General features: G+C 56.3%; 14 protein-coding genes and 2 tRNA genes. 3 read left to right on the top strand and 13 right to left on the bottom strand.

All coding sequences use genetic code 11. The annotated features are described in order from the left end of the window. Nucleotides 1-2: 2 nt before the first annotated feature. Entirely contained in the window at nt 3-1,151 is a 1,149-nt protein-coding gene (gene mltA / locus VI01_RS19970; protein ID WP_034823090.1) for a murein transglycosylase A, read from the bottom strand. A 204-nt stretch (nt 1,152-1,355) separates the two neighbouring features. Between mltA and VI01_RS19965 the strand changes: the two genes are divergently transcribed. Both VI01_RS19965 and VI01_RS19960 read left to right on the top strand, forming a co-directional pair. Further along, nucleotides 1,356-1,432 (top strand) — tRNA-Met (locus VI01_RS19965). Nucleotides 1,433-1,483: 51 nt separating this feature from the next. Further along, nucleotides 1,484-1,560, top strand: a tRNA-Met gene (locus VI01_RS19960). 78 nt (nt 1,561-1,638) lie between these two features. Here VI01_RS19960 and amiC read toward each other — a convergent pair. Next, nucleotides 1,639-2,874, bottom strand: coding sequence for an N-acetylmuramoyl-L-alanine amidase AmiC (gene amiC, locus VI01_RS19955; RefSeq protein ID WP_038645103.1), 1,236 nt, complete (start codon nt 2,872-2,874; stop codon nt 1,639-1,641). A gap of 232 nt (nt 2,875-3,106) precedes the next feature. Between amiC and argA the strand changes: the two genes are divergently transcribed. Next, a complete protein-coding gene (argA, locus tag VI01_RS19950) occupies nt 3,107-4,435 on the top strand; it encodes an amino-acid N-acetyltransferase (RefSeq protein ID WP_045816408.1) in 1,329 nt (442 codons plus the stop codon). A 155-nt stretch (nt 4,436-4,590) separates the two neighbouring features. On the opposite strand, the gene recD is transcribed toward argA, so the two are convergent. The 11 genes from recD to ptsP form a co-directional block, all read right to left on the bottom strand. Beyond that, on the bottom strand, nt 4,591-6,453 hold the full coding sequence (gene recD / locus VI01_RS19945) for an exodeoxyribonuclease V subunit alpha (protein WP_045816407.1): 1,863 nt from the start codon (nt 6,451-6,453) through the stop codon (nt 4,591-4,593). Next, nucleotides 6,450-9,995, bottom strand: a complete 3,546-nt coding sequence (gene recB / locus VI01_RS19940; protein WP_045816406.1) for an exodeoxyribonuclease V subunit beta — start codon at nt 9,993-9,995, stop codon at nt 6,450-6,452. Before recB ends, recD begins: the two co-directional genes overlap by 4 nt. Then, complete coding sequence (gene ptrA, locus VI01_RS19935) at nt 9,992-12,889, bottom strand: pitrilysin (protein ID WP_045816405.1); 2,898 nt, start codon at nt 12,887-12,889, stop codon at nt 9,992-9,994. Before ptrA ends, recB begins: the two co-directional genes overlap by 4 nt. 105 nt (nt 12,890-12,994) lie before the next feature. Beyond that, nucleotides 12,995-16,375, bottom strand: coding sequence for an exodeoxyribonuclease V subunit gamma (gene recC, locus VI01_RS19930; RefSeq protein WP_045816404.1), 3,381 nt, complete (start codon nt 16,373-16,375; stop codon nt 12,995-12,997). 79 nt (nt 16,376-16,454) lie between these two features. After that, nucleotides 16,455-16,793 (bottom strand): prepilin-type N-terminal cleavage/methylation domain-containing protein, encoded by a 339-nt coding sequence (locus VI01_RS25455; protein ID WP_231647074.1) that lies wholly within the window; start codon nt 16,791-16,793, stop codon nt 16,455-16,457. Next, nucleotides 16,729-17,157: a DUF2509 family protein gene (locus tag VI01_RS19920; protein ID WP_045816403.1), complete on the bottom strand. Its 429-nt coding sequence runs from the start codon at nt 17,155-17,157 to the stop codon at nt 16,729-16,731. The genes VI01_RS25455 and VI01_RS19920 overlap by 65 nt, the downstream gene beginning before the upstream one ends. Further along, entirely contained in the window at nt 17,154-17,693 is a 540-nt protein-coding gene (locus tag VI01_RS19915) for a prepilin peptidase-dependent protein (RefSeq protein ID WP_045816402.1), read from the bottom strand. The genes VI01_RS19920 and VI01_RS19915 overlap by 4 nt, the downstream gene beginning before the upstream one ends. Continuing rightward, complete coding sequence (locus VI01_RS19910; protein WP_369801888.1) at nt 17,684-18,235, bottom strand: prepilin-type N-terminal cleavage/methylation domain-containing protein; 552 nt, start codon at nt 18,233-18,235, stop codon at nt 17,684-17,686. The genes VI01_RS19915 and VI01_RS19910 overlap by 10 nt, the downstream gene beginning before the upstream one ends. Before the next feature lie 102 nt (nt 18,236-18,337). Beyond that, nucleotides 18,338-19,132, bottom strand: coding sequence for a thymidylate synthase (gene thyA, locus VI01_RS19905; RefSeq protein WP_045816400.1), 795 nt, complete (start codon nt 19,130-19,132; stop codon nt 18,338-18,340). Continuing rightward, nucleotides 19,129-20,010 (bottom strand): prolipoprotein diacylglyceryl transferase, encoded by an 882-nt coding sequence (gene lgt / locus VI01_RS19900; RefSeq protein ID WP_034823111.1) that lies wholly within the window; start codon nt 20,008-20,010, stop codon nt 19,129-19,131. Before lgt ends, thyA begins: the two co-directional genes overlap by 4 nt. Before the next feature lie 115 nt (nt 20,011-20,125). Further along, complete coding sequence (gene ptsP / locus VI01_RS19895) at nt 20,126-22,372, bottom strand: phosphoenolpyruvate--protein phosphotransferase (protein WP_045816399.1); 2,247 nt, start codon at nt 22,370-22,372, stop codon at nt 20,126-20,128. Nucleotides 22,373-22,379 lie beyond the last annotated feature (7 nt).

The raw sequence follows: 22,379 nt of genomic DNA, 5'->3' as shown, positions 1-22,379 counted from the left end.
TATCAATTCGCCCCGATAATCAGTGAACCATTATTGCCATTTTGCGGATTACTAAACAGCGGTTGTCCTGCTCCAGGCGCGGCTTTCAGCACCCAAACGCGGCCATAGTGGTTGTAGAATCCGGCAAGGTGCGCAGCGTCCGGACCGACACCCTGATAGATGTCGAAGTGCTGGCCTTTAATCGCCCCACCCACATCCAGTGCCACCATCAGGCGCATCTCATACTTGCCGTTAAATTTGCCCTTCTCGTTCAACTGCGGCACTTCCGCTAACAATGCCGTGCCTGCGGGAATCAATGAACGATCGGATGCCACCGAGGCTTTGGCAATCAGCGGCACCGCACTGGCACCGCGCACCGGCACGTACTCTTCCGGCTTAAAGAACACGAAGGATTGGTTGGTTTCCAGCACATCACGCACTTGTTCCGGCGTATGTTCTTGTGCCCACTGACGAATCGCCTGCATCGACATATCTTCACGCTTCACTTCACCGCGATCGATCAGCTCTTTGCCGATGCTGTGGTAGGCCCAGCCATTTTTGCCGCCGTAGCCGAAGAAGCGCAGTGGACGACCGTCACCGAAGTCAACGTAACCGCTGCCCTGCACGTCCATCATAAAGTTGTCGATCAGCGAGTTGCTCCAGGCAATCACGTAACGATCATCAAGTCCGCCACTGTATATAGAAGCACGGCTCGGCAACTTCTGACCGCGTGTGCGCGGTGGCATGCGGTAAATGGGATACTGGAACTCTCCCTGACGCGTGTAGCGTGCTTCCACCACTGGCGTGTAGTAGCCGGTAAACTGCACGTTACCGTAGTTATCAGTGCCTTCCATCTGATAAGCGTTAAGGCCAAACTGGCTCAGCTGACGGGTATCCGCGCCGGAGAGCAACCAGTTCTGGATGGCGCTGTAAGTGCCGGTGTTGCGACTGTATAAGCCGCTTGAGGCACTCTGAATCTGCTGGATCTGCACACCAAAATCTCTGCCATTCACCGGACGCCCTTTGGCATTCGGTTCATTGACCAGCCCGAGCGGTTGCTCCAGCTTGCCATCGATATATTGCTGACCACGGTCAGTCGGTTTCGAACTACAACCCGCTAACAGCGCGAGAAACGCGCCAGTAAGTGCATACTTCGCCCAATGTCCTTTCATCACTTTCTCTTTTTCTCGGTTATTTGCACCGCGACGATAGCAAAGGGGCAGAGAGAATGAAATCCGCCACGAGATACCGCGCTCACATCTGTACAATTAATCGCCCAATGGCACTATTAATCACCAACTGGCTGTAAATTTAAGGCTTTAACACAAAAAGAGGTTGCATCGCCGCGCGTCGAGAGTATAGTGCGCATCCACGGACGCGGGGTGGAGCAGCCTGGTAGCTCGTCGGGCTCATAACCCGAAGGTCGTCGGTTCGAATCCGGCCCCCGCAACCAATTGTCTAAAGAAGAATACAATGTGAAAAGTCGCTTAACGCGGCAGACGGACGCGGGGTGGAGCAGCCTGGTAGCTCGTCGGGCTCATAACCCGAAGGTCGTCGGTTCGAATCCGGCCCCCGCAACCAATTACAGATAAGCACCTTAACGGGTGTTTTTTTGTTTTTGGCTTCCCGTAAAAAAGCGGCACAGCGGCCGCCCTCTTCTTAGCGACGCGCCAGCACCGCACCTTTATCGAAATACGCTTTAATCCCATGCAGAATCGCCTCAGCCACCTGATGCTGATAACGCGGTGTGCGCAGCTTTCGCTCCTCCTCGACGTTGCTGATAAACGCAGTCTCCACCAGAATCGATGGAATATCCGGGGCTTTGAGCACCGCAAACCCCGCCTGATCCACCGTGCGTTTATGCAGATGATTGATGTGACCCATACGCGATAACACCTCTTTGCCGAATTTCAGGCTATCGCTAATGGTCTGCCGCTGCACCATGTCGAACATGGTGTGATCCAGATAGCGGTCACCGCTCATGCTTACACCACCAATCAGATCTGATTCGTTCTGGGTCTGCGCCAGGAAGCGTGCAGCCGTAGACGTTGCACCGCTGGTCGAGAGCGCAAACACCGACGAACCCCGCGCCGCACGGCTGGTAAAGGCATCGGCATGAATCGAGACAAACAGATCGGCACGCTGTTTACGCGCTTTCGCTACCCGCACGCGTAGCGGGATAAACACATCCTCGTTACGCGTCATATAGGCTTTCATGTTGCGCTCTTTGTCGATCAACGCCTTCAGGTAGCGACCAATCTTTAGCACAATGTCTTTCTCACGCGTTTTGTATTTGCCATGCGCGCCGGGATCTTCGCCGCCGTGGCCAGGATCGATCATGATGATGATCGGACGATCGCGCCCCGCTTTGCCCGGTAAAGGCGCTTGCGCCGGCTGATCGCGCTCAAGGTCGCCCTGGTTGTAATCGTTCAGTAACGCCAGTAGCGGATCCTCTTCCGGCGAGGGCTGGCTCGGATAGAGATCGACCACTAAGCGATGTTTGATGCCCGCAACCGGTGCCAGCGTGAAGATCTTCGGTGCAACGTTGCGCTTCAGTTCCAGCACCACGCGCACCGTGTTGGCATCAAACTGGCCAACTCGCGCATGTTTGATATAGGGATCGTCAACGCGCACTTGCTTATCCACCCCTTTCAGAACCGGATTGATATGCAGGTTATCGATGTCGATCACCAGGCGATCGGGATTGCTCAAAGTGAACTGTTTGTACTTTAGGGGAACATTCGATTCCAGCGTCACGCGGGAGTATGTTGACGAAGGCCAGATGCGCACCGCCACAATATGCTGACTGGCTGCCAGCCCGGTTCGCGTTACGCTTAATAGCATGAGCGCACCTGCGCCCTGCAATAATCGTCGTCGTGTAAAAGCCTGAGACATGCCGCTCCAACTGCCGTGTAGTGTCTAAAATATCGTCAATTGACGAAAGGAAGGCGAAAACTTTGCTTAGCAAGCCGTGGGTTGTTTTGCCAGAAAAACCAGATAATGCAGGCTGTTAGCATGGGTTGCATCAGGAAAATCGTAAAGTAACGTCAGGCCCGGCGCTTGCAATAGTCGGCAAAAGAGCATAAAAATACACAAATTACGAATAAACATTCATAGAGGGTTTGCCGTGAAGGAACGTAGTACTGAACTGGTTCAGGGTTTTCGCCATACCGTTCCCTATATAAATGCCCACCGTGACAAGACCTTTGTCATCATGCTTGGCGGCGAAGCTATCGAGCATGAGAACTTTTCCAACATCGTTAACGACATTGGCTTGTTGCATAGTCTCGGCATTCGCCTGGTGGTTGTCTATGGTGCCAGACCGCAGATTGATGCCAGCATGGCGCAACAGCAGCTGGAACCGATTTACCACAAACATACGCGCGTTACTGATGCTCAATCACTGGAACTGGTGAAGCAGGCCGCCGGACGTTTGCAACTCGACATTACCGCGCGACTGTCGATGAGCCTGAATAACACCCCACTGCAAGGCGCGCACATCAACGTGGTGAGCGGTAACTTTATTATTGCCCAGCCGCTGGGCGTCGATGATGGCGTGGACTACTGCCACAGCGGCCGTATTCGTCGTATCGATGAAGAAGCCATTCATCGTCAGCTGGATAATGATGCCATTGTGCTGCTCGGCCCAGTCGCGGTGTCGGTGACGGGTGAAAGCTTTAACCTGACATCCGAAGAAGTGGCCACGCAGTTGGCGATCAAGCTAAAAGCCGAGAAAATGATTGGCTTCTGCTCTGAACAAGGCGTCACCAACCGCGAAGGCACCATTATCTCTGAGTTGTTCCCCAACGAAGCGCAGGCACGTATTGATGAGATAGAAAACGACGGTGATTTCCTGTCGGGCACCGTGCGTTTCCTGCGTGGCGCGGTGAAAGCCTGCCGCAGCGGCGTACGTCGTAGCCACCTGATCAGTTATCAGGAAGATGGCGCATTGATTCAGGAACTGTTCTCGCGTGACGGTATTGGTACGCAGATTGTGATGGAGTCCGCTGAGCAGATTCGTCGCGCCACCATCAACGATATTGGCGGCATTCTCGAATTGATTCGCCCGCTGGAGCAGCAAGGCATTCTGGTGCGTCGTTCGCGCGAGCAGTTGGAAATGGAGATCGACAAATTCACCATTATTCAGCGCGACAATCTGACCATCGCTTGTGCCGCGCTCTATCCTTTCCCGGATGAGCAAATTGGTGAAATGGCCTGCGTAGCGGTGCATCCCGATTACCGCAGCTCTTCACGCGGCGAGCTGTTGCTGGAGCGTGTGGCGCTGCAGGCACGCCAGATGGGGTTGAAGAAGCTGTTTGTGCTGACCACCCGCAGTATTCACTGGTTCCAGGAACGCGGCTTTACGCCGGTTGATATTGAATCACTGCCGGAGAGTAAGAAGCAGATGTATAACTATCAGCGCCGTTCGAAAGTGCTGATGGCGGATTTGCGCTAACGGCGGTGAATGCGGCAGAAGAGCAGAGAATGTCAGGCTGCGCTAGAAGGTCTGGAATTGCCCAACGCATTTGACTGATAACGTTGTAAGGATGCGCATCCACGCGCATCCAATAAAACATCTGCATTGACCTGAGGTCGGTTTCTTTACCGACCTCAACTCTTGCTCAGAATGACTCCCCCGCTTAACCGATCCAGCAATCCACTGCGGCGCTGGGTGCGTAACTGCACCGCACGGCGAAACACGCTTTCATCGCTGTAGAGCGTTAACTGCTTGCGCGCACGGGTAATGGCGGTGTAGATCAGTTCGCGAGTGAGCACCGGTAAAAACTGCGCCGGCATCACCAGTGCAGTATGGTCAAACTCCGACCCCTGCGATTTATGCACCGTCATCGACCAGGCCGTATCATGCGCCGGTAACCGGCTCGGCTGCACCGCTTTAATGCTGCCATCGGGTAACGGGAAGAAAACCTTCAGTAGCCCTTCGTCATCTAACAAAGTCATCCCGATATCGCCGTTAAACAGCCCAAGTGCACTGTCATTGCGTGTCACCATCACCGGGCGCCCCTGATACCAGCGGCTGCCACCCTGTGGACGACGAATCAGCTGCAGCTGCATCAGTTTTTGCTCAATACGCTGATTCAATCCCTGCACGCCAAACGGCCCTTCTCGCAGTGCGCACAGCAGTTGATATCGCCCAAATGCGTGCAGTATCTCTGCGGGCTGTGCTCGCTGGCTCACCAGCCGCAGGAACGGACGGTAGCCTTCCGCGATATCATTCAGCATTGCCTGATAGGCCTCGCCATCATTGAGTGGCTGGCGTGATATATCGCTGAAGCCCGCGTTAAATGCAGCCTCAACCGCCTTTGGCTCGCCTGCATTGACCGCAGCCGCCAGCTTGCCGATGCCCGAGTTAGCATCGAAGCGATAGCTCTTGCGTAATAAGCAGATGGCGTCTCGCACGGCTGGCGCGCTGTCATCATCGTGGCCTTCAACCTGGCAACCGGTTAACGCACTCAGCTGGGCGGCACGCGCGACGCTGTATCCCGCTTCCGCACAGCGGCAAATATCGCCCAGTACCGCACCGGCTTCTACTGACGCCAACTGGTCGCGGTCACCAAGAAAAATCACGCGCGCCTGGGGTGGCAGTGCGGCGATGAGATTGGCCATCATGCCCAAATCAACCATTGAGGCTTCATCCACCACCAGCACATCCAGATGCAGCAGGTTACCGGCGTGATAGCGCAAGCGCTGGGTTTCGGGCTGGGCACCGAGCAAACGGTGCAGCGTGGTAGCTTCCGCAGGGAAGCGTTGGCGCTCAATGTCACTGACCGGCAGTTTTTGCAACGCTTTACCGAGCGATTCGGTTAAACGCGCCGCCGCTTTGCCGGTCGGGGCTGCCAACTGAATGCGCAGCGCGCCGTGGCTCAGGCGAATCAAGGACGCCAGCAGTTTTGCCACGGTGGTGGTTTTCCCGGTGCCGGGGCCGCCTGAGATCACCGCCATTTTCTGCGTTAGCGCCACCGCCGCCGCGATTTTTTGCCAGTCATCTGGCTCGGTACCAAACAGGTTATCCAGTACAGCACGCACCTCTCCATCAGGAAATGCCTGCGGAGCAGACTGCGCCTGAAAGAAACGCGCCACCTGCCCTTCATGGTGCCAGAGACGATGCAGATAAAGACGGCCTTCGGTTAGTACAATCGGTGCTGCCTGCTCGTTGTTGCTGTCGCTCAGAGCAGGCCAGCCAGCCAGAATTTGCGTCCAGTCCTGCGGTTCGCCCGCCGCCAGCCAGATGGCCTGCGCCAGTTCAGGGTGACGGCCCTTGAATAACCCTTCACGGCTCAACTGTGACAGCGGTAAACAGACGTGCCCCTCACCCGCTTCCGCACTGAGACAGGCAGCCGCAAGGAGGCGTGCTGGCTGCGTGTCATCCGCCAGTAACAGTGCGAACTGAACATCCAGTGAACGCAGTAAACGCAGCTCAACCGCCTGTTGCAATAGCGCTGTAATGCCATTCATGCCGTGGCTCCCTGCCCGCGAAACAGGCTATCCAGTTGTGAAACAAAATCCAGAGTTGGCCGTGTGTGGAATACGCCGTTGGCCGGTGAAGTGCCATCCATGCCACGCAGGAACAGATAAAACACGCCGCCAAAGTGCTGCTCATAGTCATAATCTGCCAGGCGATGTTGCAGATAGCGATGCAGCGCCAGCGTGTAGAGCTGATATTGCAAATCATAGCGGTGGTCGATCATCGCCTGTCTCATCGCTGCTGGCGTATAAGCTTCGTGGCTGTCGCCCAGCCAGTTGGATTTGTAATCCAGCAGGTAGTATTTGCCTTGCCAGCGGAACACCAGGTCAATGAAGCCTTTCAACATGCCCTGCACCTGACGAAAATCGAGCGGCGGCGCATCGGACGATAAAGCATCCTGACGGATCAGCGCATCCAGATCATTCGCGGTCAGCAAACCGTCAATCGGCAAGTAGAAGCCCATCTCCACGAGTCGATCGCTGGCCTGTACCTGACCGAGCTGTATCCCCTGATCGTTGAGCGGCGTGCTCACCACGCGCGCGATCCAATCAGTCAGCATCGGTTGCCAGTACAATGGATACCCATTCTGCTGCAGATGCTGCTCCAGCAATGCCGCCGTGGGAGGCTGAGGAAAATCGAGTGATTCGAACAGTTCATGCAGGAAAGTCCCTGGTGCGGCGCCGCGTGGAAAATGGTGCGGCGTCATTGCGGCTTCAGCGATCTCTTCCTGCTGTTCTTCGCCTGCGGCTTCCAGATCGAAACGCGGCATCACATCAAGTAGTCGCTGGCTACCGTGTTGCTGCAAGCCGGAGTAGCTGGTGACGCGCCAGGGTTCCACCAGCGTGCGGCTAACGGTGCGGGCAGCCAATGTGTCATGAGCGGGATCAGGCGCTTGCCAGCGTTCGGCCCCCAGATCCTGCACGTACATCACCTCGGTACCCGCGACATTGTGCTGATTGAGTAAAGCGCCCAGTTGTTCCGCTGTCGCCGCTTCACCGCGCTGTAATAGATGGCCCAGAGCGCTTTTGTGCAGATCGCTCTCACCTTCTTTTTTACGCGTACCGCGAAACAGCGGTGCCACGCCGACGCTGCAGTGATACACCGAACGGGTGAGTGCCACGTACAGCAAGCGCAGATCTTCGGCCAAACGCTCCTGCTCGGCCATCGCCAGGCTTGCATCATCGGCCTGCAGATCCAGCACCGCTTCAAAGTTGTCGCGATCGTGATACAGCGCGGTATCCGCCTCGCGGAACCCGGCGGCAAACGGCAGCCACACCAGCGGATATTGCAGTCCTTTAGATTTATGGATGGTGACGATCTGCACCAAATGGCGATCGCTTTCCAGACGCAACTGCTGGCTGGACGATTGACTGTCCGGGCTGGCAATCTGCTGCGCCAGATAGCGCACCAATGCATGCGGGCTATCGAGCTGTGCCGCTGCCTCCTGCATCAGCTCGCCCAGATGCAGCAAATCGGTCAGGCGGCGTTCGCCATTTTCTGAGGCAAGCAGATTTTCTGCCAACTGACGTTCCTGCATCAGCTGGCGCAGCATGGGTAATACGCCACGCTGCTGCCACAGCAGTTGCCAGCGGGCAAAGGTCTCTACCAGTTCATCCCAGCCGCGCGCATCTTGATCCAATGCATCCAACTGTGCCGCATCAAAGGCAAACAGCGAGGTGGCGAGCGCCGTGCGCAGCATGCGCTCCTGTTCGGGTGCCAGTACCGCCTGCAATAACCACAGCAACTCGCGCGCTTCCGGCGTGGTGTACACGCTGTCGCGATTCGATAAATAGACCGAGGGAATGCCAAGCTGGTTGAGTGCTTCACGGATGAGATTGGCTTCGTTGCGGCTTCGCACCAGCACCGTAATGTCCGATGCCTGCACTGGGCGCTGCGCGGCCGCTCTACCCAGCAATGCACGCTGTTGCTGCCCTGCCTGTAACCAGTGGCTGATATCAGCCGCACACTGTCGTGCTAACGCCTGCTGATAATCGCCTACACTGCACCCGTCTCCCGGCAACAGCCAAAAACGCAGTGCCGCTTGCTCCTGGTGATCAAGGGTTAGTGAGAGCGTCTGATTCGGTTCAGCGAAGCGCACCGGCAAGAAAGGGATGGCATCAAAGACAAAGGGCGAATCGAGCCGAGTGAACAGCTGATTGACGCTCTCCACCATCGCTGGCGAAGAGCGCCAGTTTGTGTCCAGGGTGTAATGTGCGCTCACTTCATTGCGCGCGCGAATATAGGTAAAGATGTCTGCGCCACGAAAGGCGTAAATAGCCTGTTTTGGATCGCCAATTAACAGCAATGCATGGTCAGGCTGATTGCCGTAGAGCGTACGGAAAATGCGGTATTGCTGCGGATCGGTATCCTGAAACTCATCAATTAACGCCACCGGGAAACGCTGACGAATCGCCTGCGCCAGCATATCTCCTGCTGGCTGCTGTAAAGCATCATCCAGCCGACTCAGAAGATCATCAAAACCCAGCAGCGCCTGTTGGCGTTTCTCTTTCCGCACGGCGGCGCGGATGTCCACCAGCGCGCGCGCAATCAGCAAATCGCGCAGTGAAATGGGCTGGGACAGAAACAGGTCGATGGCCGCAAACAGGGCATGGTGCGGAGGATGGCCTTTTTTGGTTTTCTCCTCCAGCACCCGTTGACCAAAGCGCGCCAGCTCTGCGGGTACCTGGTAATCCAGGGTTTCACTCTGTGCCCAGAAACTGATTTTACTCACCCACACCGGCAGATTTTTACTGCTGTAGCTGCGTTTGTCCACGTCGGACTGTCCCACCAGCGTCAGCACCTCTTCACCCACCGCGCGCCACTCGGCTTTCATCGCGTTAATGCGCGCCAGGTTTTCGTTGTGGCGCATCGTCAGCGTTTCGTCGTCAGCGGGCGCTAAACGTAGGTGAGGTGATTCGCCTTGCAGCCATGGCCGCAACGTCGCCAGCAATTGCTCCGGGCCATTCCACTCACTGACAATCACGCGGGCGATATCCAGCGAGAGTGGATAACAGTGGCGACGCCAGAAATCGGCAGTGGCCTGACGCAGCAGTTGCTGTTCATCTTCAATCAGCTGCTGTTCAAACAGCATGCCGGATTCAAAGGCGTTGAGATTGAGCATGCGCTGACAAAAGCCGTGGATGGTAAAGATCGCCGCTTCATCCATCTGCCGCTCTGCAGCCAGCAGCAGCGATGCCGCTTCTGCTGGTTGCGGCATCTCCTGTAGCAACTGCATCAGCATCGGATTGCGGCTGGTACCGCGAATGCAGGCCAGCCGCAGCTCATGGATGTTGGCACGGATACGTCCGCGCAACTCTGCGGTGGCCGCCTCGGTAAAGGTCACGACCAGAATTTCTTCGACCGACAGTGGCCGGGCATAGGCATTTTGCCCGCCCAGCCCCAACAAAAGCCGCAGATAAAGCAGACCAATAGTGAAGGTTTTGCCGGTTCCGGCAGACGCCTCAATCAGCCGCTCGCCACGCAACGGCAGCGTCAGCGGATTAAGCGGTTCTGGCGGCTGAATCAGGCTCATTGCGCGTCACTCTTAACCGGTAGGGATTGCTGTAGCTTCTCCACCTGATCCCAGGTTGTGAAGCTTGGCAGAGGTGCATAATCATCTTTGGTGGCGCCATCGTGGCTGCCGCCAATCTGCGAAATCATCGCCATGCCCTGCTGTTCCAGCACCGCTTTATGGAAGAAATCGGCCACGCCCTGCGGCGTGAGCTTTTGAATCTGCTCGATGGCTTTTTCACGCGTATCGAAAGCAAAATTCTGCCGGTTAAAGTCACGACTGTAGCGATTCGCTTCTTCATCCAGAGTTTGCGGGCGCTGTTTTAAGTCGTTGATCAGCGCCTGCTGATACTGGGCAAAATCTTCCGGTTTCATATCGCGCAGGCGTTGCTCAGCTTGCGGATAAAACGCCTCAAAGCGCTGCATCAGATAGGCCGGCTGCTTGCTGTTGCTTTGCAGCAGGAAGCCAATCCCCCACTGGCGACCAATCGGCATCTGATACGAGAACACCGCATAGCCCAGCTGTTCCTGGGTGCGCAGTTGGTTATAGAACCAGGGTTGGACAATCTGGCTCAACATGGTGCTGTTGGCCATGCTTTGATACTCGTCGTAACCCAGTGGCACGTAGAGGGCTGCCAGTGCAGAATCCGTGCTGCTTCCTGCGGTTTGCAGGTTGGCCTTCATGGCTTTATCGATCACCACGTAATCGCTGTGCCAGTAACTGTGACCATCGCTGTGCAACTGCTGTTGCAGATCGGTGCCCAGCTGTTTAACGCGATCGGCGGAGAGGTTGCCCACCACCATCATTTCCGGCGTGGCGTTGCGCAGTAAGGCATCACGGTAATCCGTCACGTCTTTCAACGTCAGGTCTTTCACCAACTTGCGGCGCGTCTCACGCTGGGTATACGGCAGCTGTGACAGCATCTGCATCGGCTGAATCGCCTGCTCGAAGGCTTTGCCCTTCTCGGCTGCTTCCAGTCGATCCAGATACCAGGATTTCGCCTGTTCCAGTTGCTGTGCGTCCGGCTGGAAGCTGGCATAGCCCTCAACCAGTTTTTTCAGTAACTCCGGCAGACGCTGGGTAAAACCACTGGCGCTGAACACAATGCCGTCATCTTCACCGGTAGAAAAACTGATCCCCCCCACTGACGCTTGCGAGTTCAGCTCATCCAGCGCCACGCTGGAGAGATAATCATTCAGACCAAACAACACCTGCTGACGCGCGTCGCTTATTGCCGCTTTGTTGCGCAGTGCCAGAGTAATGGCTGCCTTTGGTTCACTGGCGTAGAACTGGCTTGGCATCCAGTAGATGCGCATGCTGTCACCGTCGGTCAGCGCCACCGGATGCGTATACGTTTTGCCATCGCCAGGCATAATGGAGAAATCAGAAGGGATGTACGGATTCAGCGTCGGCATCGACAGTTGGATCTGCGCGCCGCGCTGCTGCCAGTCACTGAACTGTGCATCACTGATTTTATCGACCTGATAAGGCGCATTCACAAAATAGGCTTCTTTGTTGTGCGGCTCATTTGGGCTGATATACCAGATGCGGGCATTTTGCGGTGTCATCTCATCCAGACGAGATTTGATCGCCGCCGGATCAAAGTTATCCGCGAGATAAGGTGCATCCAGCGTATGATCCACCGGCACGCGCAGCATGGTATCCACTAACCATTCAATGTAATCCATGTCACGGGTGATCGACGGATAGCGGAAATCCAGCGCCAGCACATGCGACACCTCATCGAAATAGCCCTTATCGATGCCTTTACTACGCAGCATGTCGAGGTAGCTAAAGATCGCCGCCACCACTTCATCACGCTGTGCCAGGCCTTTGTCGGTCAGGGAGACCGTGATGGCAAACACGCCGCTGTTGCGGTCCGTCATCGGATCGGCACCGGCATTCACACCGTCGGCCAGCCCCTGCTTTTGCAGCCAGTCGTTAAGGGTGTTTTTACTGCGGTTGCCCAGGATGTAACTGATCAACGTATCGGTTTTGCTGCGGAAGTGGTCGCTGTTGTTGGCGATGCGGAATTCAACTTTCAGCTGTTTACGCGGTTGGGCGGGCACGTAGTGGATGATGATGCCTTTCTGCGCATCGGTTACCACCGGCACTTCGATTTTCGGCACGATGGCCTGATGGTTAGCCACTCGTCCAAAAGTCTGGACCGCAATGTCGGCCATTTCTGGCAGCGATTTGTTGCTGTATATCACCGCTTTCATCAGATTGGCGGAATAGTGGCTGTGATAAAAATCCGTCAAGGCCTGATGCAAATTGCTGTCTGGCTTATCGCGCAGCGTATCAAGGTTGCCGCCTGAGTAGCGGGAAGCTGGATGCGCTGGGTTCAGGGTTTCCGCCCCGACCTGCGCCATACGCAGGCCGTCGCGCGAACGCGCCATAGTGAGTTCTGCATTAACTGCATGACGCTCACGATCGGCGTTGACCGGATCGAGCAAAGGCTCTGCAATAGCATCGGCCAGGCGATCCACCGCCGGTTGCAGTGCATCATTCTCCACTTCCAGATAGAACGCGGTGCGATAAGACGCGGTACTGGCATTGTGACTGCCGCCGTGCTTTTTCAGGAATTCGGCCAGATTATCCGGTTGCGGATAGCGTTTTGAGCCCATTAACACCATATGTTCGGTATAGTGCGCCAGCCCAAGCTGCTGATTGGGATCGTCCAGCGAGCCGATAGGCAACGTCAGTGCGGCCAGTGATTTAGGCGCTTCTTTGTCCGACACCAGCAACACCGTCATACCGTTAGTCAGCGTGATGGCCTGATAACTGCGCGGATCGTGATCGCTTTTTCGAATCGTTTCATTGATGGGCTGCCAGCCGCGATCGCTATCGGCAAAGGCATTCAGCGCCAGCATGCTCAGCAGCAGCGCTCCAATCCAGCGTGCGTAAATCCGCATTTAAACCCCTTTCTTTACCCTTTACCGCTGGCTGTGTGCCCAGCGGCGCAATAGACAACTTTTTATGATTTTGGGAACACCCGCAAAAGCGGCGTTACCCGATTGCTATTCATCATCTTGATGCGCAAGGCGCACCGGTAAATACCACTGGCGAGCGGCGGCAACAATCAGCTGCACCGCCTCATCATCCAGCGTACGGCTCAGGCGCTGCAAATAAGGATCGCTGCCTTCGCCCTCCACCTGAAAACCACCCTGCCAGGCTTGCAGCAATTTGTTAAATGCTTTTTTCTGCGTGGCGTCATCGTCCAGCAACTGTCCGGATTTTCGATCAAAACTGGCATCCAGCCAGGCGCCACCCGATTTGTTCAACAACATCAGCGGTTCCATCATCCCCGCCTGATAAGCCGCCACGTATTCACTCAACAGGGACAGCGCGGGTTCAGCGTCGATGGCTTTAAAACGCCAGCGGCTCTGTTTGCGCCCGTACATGCGGCTTTCTCCTTTGCCGCCTAACGCGCAGTACACCAGATGCTCCAGCCACAATAGCAGGCCATCGTTCATGTTCAGCACACCCGGACGCCAGCGTAACAATCCATCAGCTTGTACCTGGGTTAACCAGCCGGTCAACTGCACCCCATTCAACGGCAGATTGATTTCCCAACTCTCTGCGGGCTGGCGCTGTCCACTCACTTCGGCGGCCACTTCCTGCATCTCTTCGGTCTGGCTCTGCCAGAAAAGTTCCCCAAAAGCACCATATGGCAGATTGCCTGCTGCACGATGACGTGCATAAAGCTGCGCGGGATCATCACCGTTGACCAGGGTATTCAGTAGCTGAGCATTGATTTGATAACGCTCCAGACTATCCGGGGCAAACGGCTCGCTGTCCGGCAATTCGCTCTCTTCCATCCAGAAAGCCACGCCCAGCCGCTGCTGGAACCAGGCCCGTACCGGATGACGCCAGAAGCGCAGCAATTGCTCCAGCGAGAGCGTTTCCAGCGGCAGTGGCGGCAACCGTTGCACAAAGTCTGGCTGCGCCACGCCACTGCCGGTGGCAGCGGGCAACCATTCTGCCGCGAAGCTCTGGCCGTAAGCGTCAGGGCGGAAGTTCTCAGCTGCAAAGGGCATGCGGCTGTGGAGCTTCTGTAAATGTTCACGAACACGCTGCTCGCTGACGTCGGGTTCGCACGCTTCATCGCCTGGCAGACAAAAACTCTGACCAAGATAATCCACCAACTCCGTCACCAGCACGGAGGGAAAACGCTCGGTGTTGTCCTGGATTGCACGACCGATATAGCTGATGTAGAGCTGATGCTGTGCAGAAATCAGGGCTTCCAGGAACAGGTAGCGGTCATCATCACGGCGGCTACGATCGCCTTTGCGTGCCTGCTGCTGCATCAGGTCAAAACCGAGCGGCGCCAACGTGCGTGGATAGACGCCATCGTTCATCCCCAGCAAACAGACGACTTTGAACGGAATGGAACGCATTGGCATCAGGGTACAGAAGTTAATCGGCCCGGCAAGGAAGCGCTGGCTAATACGTTGCTGATCAAGGCGCGAGCGCAACTCATCACGTAATAAGGTCACAGGAATCGGCTGCTGATAGTCAGCCTGCATGCCCTGTTCAATAATTTGTTTCCACTGGGTTTCAACCAGCAGTAACGCCGCGTCACTTTCGGCATCGCCGTTGAAAAAGTTGTCAATCAGCTCACGGCACAGCGGCAGCCATTCTGGCAGCGTACGCTCGCCGGCCAATCGGGTGCGCCATGCTTCGAGGCGAGAGAGTAATTCGGCCAGATGTCCGGCAAGTTCGGCAATCAATCCACTGGATTCGTCGTAAGGCAGAATGCCCTGCCAGTCACCGTTACGACTTTCCAGTGCGTAGCCCAATAGCATTCGCTGTAAACCAAAGCGCCAGGTATGTTGGCCGGTGGCGGGCAGTGCCAATGCTTCGACGCTGGCATCATCCAGCCCCCAGCGAATACCGGATTCCATCACCCAGCGACGCAGCAGGCGCAGACCGCTTTCATCCACCGAAAAGCGCTGCGCCAGCGCAGGGACTTCCAGCAGCGCCAGTACCTCTTCAGAAGCGAAACGGCTGTCCGGTAATGCCAGCAAGCTCAGCAGGGCCAGAATTGCCGGATGTGCCTGGCTGGCGCGGCGATCCGAGATGGCAAACGGCAGATAACGATCCGCAGGCGCACTGGCAAACGCCGCCTGAATGAATGGCGCGTAGCTATCGATATCCGCCACCATCACGATGATGTCGCGCGGTTTAAGATCGGGATCGGCCTCCATCAGCGCCAGCAGATGATCCTGTAACACTTCCACCTCACGCTGAGCGCTATGACACACCTGCAGCGTGATGGTGCGATCGTCAGGATCGAGCACCCGTTTTTTGTGGCTGTTACCCAGTTCATCGGCGTGCAAACCGATCACGGCGTGGTCATCCAGGTTGAGCAGATCGGCTTGCAGACTGTGTAGCAAGCTGTCCTGCGGCATCTCAACAAAGGCATCAATATCGTTGGCGGCGGATTCCATCTGACTGAGCAGGAACAGGTTATCGCGCCCGAGTTTGCCCCAGGAGGCCAATAACGGATTGGTGAGTTGTTGCTCGCCGAGTTCGTTGAACAGCGTCGGTGCTGCTTCGGGATCGCGGAACAGCGGCTGTGCCTCTTCAGACTGCATGCGGCGACGCTTGCGGCTCTGCAATTTCGCGAGGAACGCGTAATCCTGAATATCGCCCCAGTAGTGGCGGCAGGGATTGGTAAACAGCAGATGAATATCGATATGGCGGCCGAGCGCTTCCAGAGCCTGCAAATAGACGGGCGGCAACGCAGAGATACCACAAATAAACACGCGCTGCGGCAACCCCGCTGGTGCCGTCGTTGCCTGCTCCAGCGCGTGGATAAAGCGCGCATATAGGTTGGCACGGTGCCACATCGGCTGGCCCAATTGTTCGGTGAACGCCACCAGATCGCGCCACAGCGGGGCCTGCCACTGCTGGGCATCGCTCAAGCCGTCGATGAGTTCTCCGCGCTCCCAACTGTTGAGCCAGTCAGATCGATACACCAGATACTGGTCAAACAGATCGGCAACGCGGGCGCTGAGTTGATACAGCTTGCGCTTGTCATCGTCATCATTGAGGTAGTGACGCAACGGCTGAAACGCCTCCTGCTCCAGCAAGGTGGGCAAGCGATGCATCAATTTCCAGCTCATGCTGGATTTGGTGAAAGCGCTCTCCTCTGGAATGCCGGGCAGCACTTTGACAAAAATGTTCCAGATAAAGGTCGCAGGGAGCGGAAAGTCGATGTTCGCTGCAATACCAAAACTGTTTGCCAGTTCCATCTGCAGCCACTGCGCCATGCCGGGGCTCTGCACCAGCACCTGTTCGGCCGCGAACGCATCGTTCAGCGGCTGGTTTTCAATCAGAATACCTGCCAGATTTTTCAACAGATCAAGCTGATTGGAGTGGTAAACCCGGAACATAAATCTCCTTGAGAGGGAAAACAGCGCAGCCTGGTCACTCTACCCTGTATCGCTAACGATGCCTATCGCCGAGGTCACCTTAGTGACAATTGAGCTGAGCCAGGCTGGCGCTGCGTTGTTGCGAGCCCGTCACCGTGATGCGCTCCAGCACGCATCCTATGCCCACACTCTGCTGCTGACGCTCGATGTGCCAGCCCGCCACCTCACGCCCCAGCAAGGCTTGCCCGGCAACCTGCCACGCCTGGCGCTGCTGCCACTGTTGACTAAACCCAAAGGCCAGCGCTCGATGGTATTGCAACAGCGTGCTGATGGTCATCGCCAGTAGCAGCATCGCCACCAGCGTTTCAGCCAGGCTAAAGCCCTGCTGATCCTTCCTGCGGCTGGCAGTGCTCCGGTTTAGACAATGGACAGTAGTCAATCCAGCCGTGCGCCCGGGGATGCAGCCGATGGCTGCGTGGCGAGACCCATTGCCAGAGGCGGAGTTCACTCTTTTCATCCTGACCCGATAACAGCGCATTACCCTCCTCCGTATGTAATAAGCAGCTTAACCACTGGTGTACGGACTGTTGCTGACATTGCCAACCGGACGCTGCAGGCCAACTCTGCATCAGCCCCCATTGCAGCGCAGCCTGTGCTTGCGCAAAATCTTGATGATACTGCTGTGTATCGGCCACCAGCACCATGCCCTGTGACAACTGCGTGCGCGTGGCATGAAGCGTCAGACTGCCGAGCAGTAACAGCATCAACACCATGCCCAACGTACTGTTGCCGTGCTGACTCATAAATTTCGTCCTTCAATCCAGTGCTCAACCTGCAGGCTTTGCGCACCCGCTCGACCCGTCAGATGGAGAACTAACCGGGTTCCTTGCCGCACCACGTTGAAATGCTCAATCGTGAGAAAAGCGGGATCGGTCAGGCGCTCCCAACCGTTGCCGTTGCAGCTATCCACCGCGCGCTGCATTTCCAGTTGCCCACTGCGCAATCGATAGCCGTAAAAGTCACTGTCACTGCTGCCCACATCTTCCCAGCGCCCATTGCTGTTTTCATCCCAGCGCAGCAGGACACAGCTGCCACCAGCAGCGAGCGTGAGCGCCGGTCCACTGCATTGCCCGCGACAATATCCCGCGCGCTGTAACGCCTTTTGCAGCGTATGGGAAAGCTGCTGTAGCTCCTGTTGCAACTGCACACGCTGCTGCAGGCGCAGATTTTGTTCCAGCAGCAGCGGCAAGAACCGGCCCACGCTGACCATTAATATTGCCCCTACCGCCAGCGCAATCAGCATCTCCAACAGGCTGAAGCCGGCCTCCGCTATTCGCACCCTTTTTCTCCCGCCTGACAGACGCGAAGGCGTGCTCGTGCAGAGATAATCACCCGCCAGCGACCGACCGCGCTTTCAACCTCAATGCTGCCAGGCCGCGCCACGTCACGCCGCCCAAAGAAACCCGGCTCACCGATGATCGCGCTGAAGCGCACCCCGGTGTGCGGCGGCGCTAACCTCCAGCGTGAAGGCAGCTCACAGCCCTCCGACGGTTTTACCCCCACGCCGAGGCAGCCGCGTTCGCCGGGAATCAACCACAAATTGAGATCGCTGTTATGCCAGTTCGCATGGGCGCGCAGCCGTAACAGAAAACCCTGTAGTTGCTGCACGCTATCGCGCAGCTGCTGATGCTGCTGCCAGCGCTGCCAACTGTGCAGGGCGCCGAGGCTGAGTATGCCAGCGATCACCATCACCAATAGCAGTTCCGGCAAGGTGAAACCGAGGTTTGCGTGTTTGTTCATGGCGATAAAGATGCGCGTCTTCACGGCGGGTAACAAGGCAACATCAAGCAGGATCGAAAGCGTCGCGCAGGCTATTTTCACTCGGTACATGAAGAGACAAATTTTTGTGAGGCGGATGCAGATAACAGAGATAAAAAAAAAGCCCCGCACAGTGGCAGGGCTTCAGGGTTGATGCGAGTCAGTTTACACCGCGACTGGCGCTTTAATGGCCGGATGCGGGTCGTAACCTTCGATCTCAAAATCTTCGAAGTTGTAGTCGAAGATAGAAGCAGGCTTACGCTTGATCACCAGCTTCGGCAGCGGGCGCGGCTCGCGCGTTAGCTGTAACTGCGCCTGCTCCAGGTGGTTGCTGTACAGATGAGTATCGCCACCGGTCCAGACAAAATCACCCACTTCCAGATCGCATTGCTGCGCCACCATATGCACCAGCAGAGCATAGCTAGCGATATTAAACGGCAGGCCGAGGAAGATATCGCAGGAGCGCTGATAGAGCTGGCAAGAGAGCTTGCCGTTCGCCACGTAGAACTGGAAGAACGCATGGCACGGTGCCAGCGCCATCTGGTCCAGTTCACCCACGTTCCATGCCGATACAATGATGCGGCGTGAATCGGGATCGCGCTTCAACTGCTCAATCACTTTGCTAATCTGGTCGATCTCTTCACCTGACGCACTGCCCCAGCTGCGCCACTGCTTGCCGTAGACCGGACCTAAATCGCCATTCTCATCAGCCCACTCGTCCCAAATCGTCACCTTGTTATCTTTCAGGTAGCTGATGTTGGTTTCGCCTTTCAGGAACCACAGCAGCTCATGAATGATGGAACGCAGGTGCACTTTCTTGGTGGTGACCAGTGGAAAACCGTCCTGCAAATTGAAACGCATCTGGTGGCCGAAAATCGACAGGGTGCCCGTACCGGTTCGGTCGGCTTTCTCTGCGCCTTCATTCAGCACATGTTGCATTAAATCCAGATACTGTTTCATTTTACCTCACGAGTTTGTTGCTGCGGACGACGACGGAACGCCCAGATCATCATAATCACACCGGCCAGAATCATCGGGATGGAGAGAATCTGCCCCATGCTGATGCCACCTTCAAACAGGCCCAGTTGGGCATCCGGCTGGCGAAAGAACTCGACGATGATGCGGAAAGCGCCATAGCCAATCAGGAACAGGCCAGAGACGCTGCCCATCGGGCGCGGCTTGCGAATAAACAGGTTGAGAATGATGAACAGCACGATGCCTTCGAGGAACAGCTCATACAGCTGCGAAGGATGACGCGGCAACACACCGTAAGTGCTCAGCAGCTGCTGATATTGCGGATTGTTCGCCGCCAGCGCGATATCTTCACTGCGCGATCCCGGGAACAGCATGGCGAATTTGAAGTTGGGATCGACACGGCCCCACAGCTCGCCGTTGATGAAGTTGCCGAGACGACCGGCACCCAAACCAAACGGAATCAGCGGAGCAATGAAATCGGACACCTGGAAGAAGGTGCGTTTGGTACGGCGCGCAAACACCAGCATCACCACGATCACCCCAATCAAGCCACCGTGGAACGACATACCGCCATCCCAGACTTTGAACAGATAGAGTGGATTATCGAGGAACAGCGGCAAGTTATAGAACAGCACGTAACCAATACGGCCACCAAGGAACACGCCGAGGAAGCCCGCATACAGCAGGTTTTCCACTTCTTCTTTTTTCCAGCCGCTGCCGGGTTTGTTGGCACGGCGCACCGCCAGCCACATAGCAAATACAAAGCCCACCAGATACATCAAACCGTACCAGTGAAGCGAAATCGGTCCGATGGAGAAAATTACCGGATCGAATTGGGGAAACGAAATGTAGCCGTTAGTCATCTTTCACCATCGTTTTTTCTGCCCTGAAACGGGTCTGGCTAAGGGGTCATACCATAAAAGGCTGCGCATGATAGCACAGCCGCTTTTCACAATTGCCGCGGAAATGTAAACGCTGTTAACGACCGCCGCGAATCAAACCGCCCAGTCCACGTCGCTCCATGAACGCGGATACCAGATGGCGCACTTCAGAAGCGGTATGCGCCGCCACGCCATTTTCACTGAGCTTTTGCGTTTCCTCGTGATCGAGGTGACGCAAAAGATACTTCACGCGCGGAATGTTTTTGCCGTTCATGCTGAGATGGTGATAACCCATGCCCACCAGCAGCGCCACGCACATTGGATCACCCGCCATTTCACCACACAGGCAGAGTTCCAGTTTGGCCTGGCGGGCTTCATAGGCAATGCTTTGCAGCGCGCGCAGCATCGCCGGATGCAGAGGATCGTAGAGATTCGCCACCCGGGTATTGTTGCGATCCACCGCCAGCAAATACTGCGTCAGATCGTTGGTGCCAACGGAGATAAAGTCCACACGATCCGCCAGATGCGGGATCATAAACAGCATGGAAGGCACTTCGATCATCACGCCAATACGCGGCTTCGGGATCACATAACCCAGCATCTCTTCCACTTCGCGACCGGCACGATCGATCAGACGACGCGCATCGTCAATCTCATCGATATGGCTGATCATCGGCAGCAGAATGCTGAGATTGCCTGATGCCACGTTCGCACGCAGCATGGCGCGCACCTGCACCAGGAAGATCTCTGGCTGGTCGAGCGTCAAACGAATGCCACGCCAGCCGAGGCAAGGATTCTCTTCACTGATCGGCATGTAAGGCAGCTGTTTATCCGCGCCGACATCCAGCGTACGCAGCGTCACCGGCTTATCGTAAAACAGTTGCAGCATGCCTTGATATTGCGCGACCTGCTCCTCTTCCGACGGGAAGCCGTTGTGCAGCATAAACGGAATCTCTGTGCGGTACAGGCCGATGCCATCCACCCAGTTATCCAGCTTCTGTTCGTGTTCAGGGCTCAGGCCCGCGTTCAGCATCACCTGCACCCGTTCGCCGCTTTTCAGCTCGCCGGGTTGCTCCACCACACCTTCAGCCATTTTGCTCAGCGCGTTTTCTTCGCTGATCAAACGCTGATACTCCTGCACCAACACAGGTTCAGGATCGATTAACAGCTCGCCGCGGTAGCCATCGACAATCAGCAGGCGTTTGTTGAGCTGTGCAGGGATGATATCCGCACCCATGACGGTGGGAATGCCCATCGCGCGCGTCAGAATGGCCGCATGGGAATTGGCCGCACCGTCGCGTACCACCACACCAGCTAAACGCTCCGGTGGCAGCTCTGCCAGCGTGGTCGCGGTGAGTTCATCCGCCACCAGCACGAAGCGTTCAGGCCAGGCATTCGTCCCCACCAGCGTATCGTCGAGGTGAAACAGCAGACGTTGCCCGAGCACGCGCAAATCACCCGCGCGCTCACGTAAATATTGATCCTGTAGGCTGGCAAACTGTTCCGCGAACTTCTCGATCACCGTTTTGACCGCCCACTCGGCAACCGATCCGCGATCGATCTCGGCAAACAGATCTTTTTTCAAACGGGCATCGGTTAACAGGTGCGAGTAGAGATCGAAGATCGCCGCACTCTCTTTTTGCACACTGGCAGTAAAGCGTTTGCTGAAGCGGCGAAATTCATTGCCGGCCTCGCCCATCGCCAGCACCAGACGCTCGCGTTCACGCTGCACATCCAGCGTCGAGGCCGCAGAGACCTGATCCAGCAACGGCTGAGTTTCATCAACCCAACCGGGGGCGACCGCCACGCCAGGCGCCGCTGCGATGGCTTTGACCCGCGTCTGACGGAACTGACCAAACAGCTGACCAAGTTGTGATTGCGACAACAAGCCCGCCATTTGCGTGGCCAGCGTCACCAGGAATGATTCTTCGCTCTCGTCGAATTGACGATGTTCGCGCTGTTGTACCACCAGCACGCCAAGCAGTTGGCGACGGCTGATGATCGGCACGCCGAGGAAAGAGCGATAGCGCTCTTCTTTGACCGAGGGAATGTATTTAAAGCTGGGATGGCTTTGCGCGTCGGCAAGGTTGATCGGCTCGGCTAAACGTCCGACGAGCCCGACAATCCCTTCATCAAACGCCAGCGTGACAGTGCGACCGCGCGGCTTTTTCAGCCCGCGCGTCGCCATCAGGTAGTAGCAACGACGATCGTGATCTGCGAGATAAACCGAGCAGACCTCGGTTTCCATCGCAAGGCAAATTTCGTTTACCAGAATGTCGAGTGCTTCATTCAGACGCGGAGCACTCGCCACTTTCTCTACTATTTCGCGCAACTGAGTGAGCATAAAGGGC

Origin of the sequence: Pantoea sp. SM3, assembly GCF_000963995.1 — a bacterium.
Taxonomy (GTDB): domain Bacteria; phylum Pseudomonadota; class Gammaproteobacteria; order Enterobacterales; family Enterobacteriaceae; genus Pantoea; species Pantoea rwandensis_B.
Note: the sequence above shows the minus strand (reverse complement) of the source record. Positions and strands in the feature narration are given on the sequence as shown.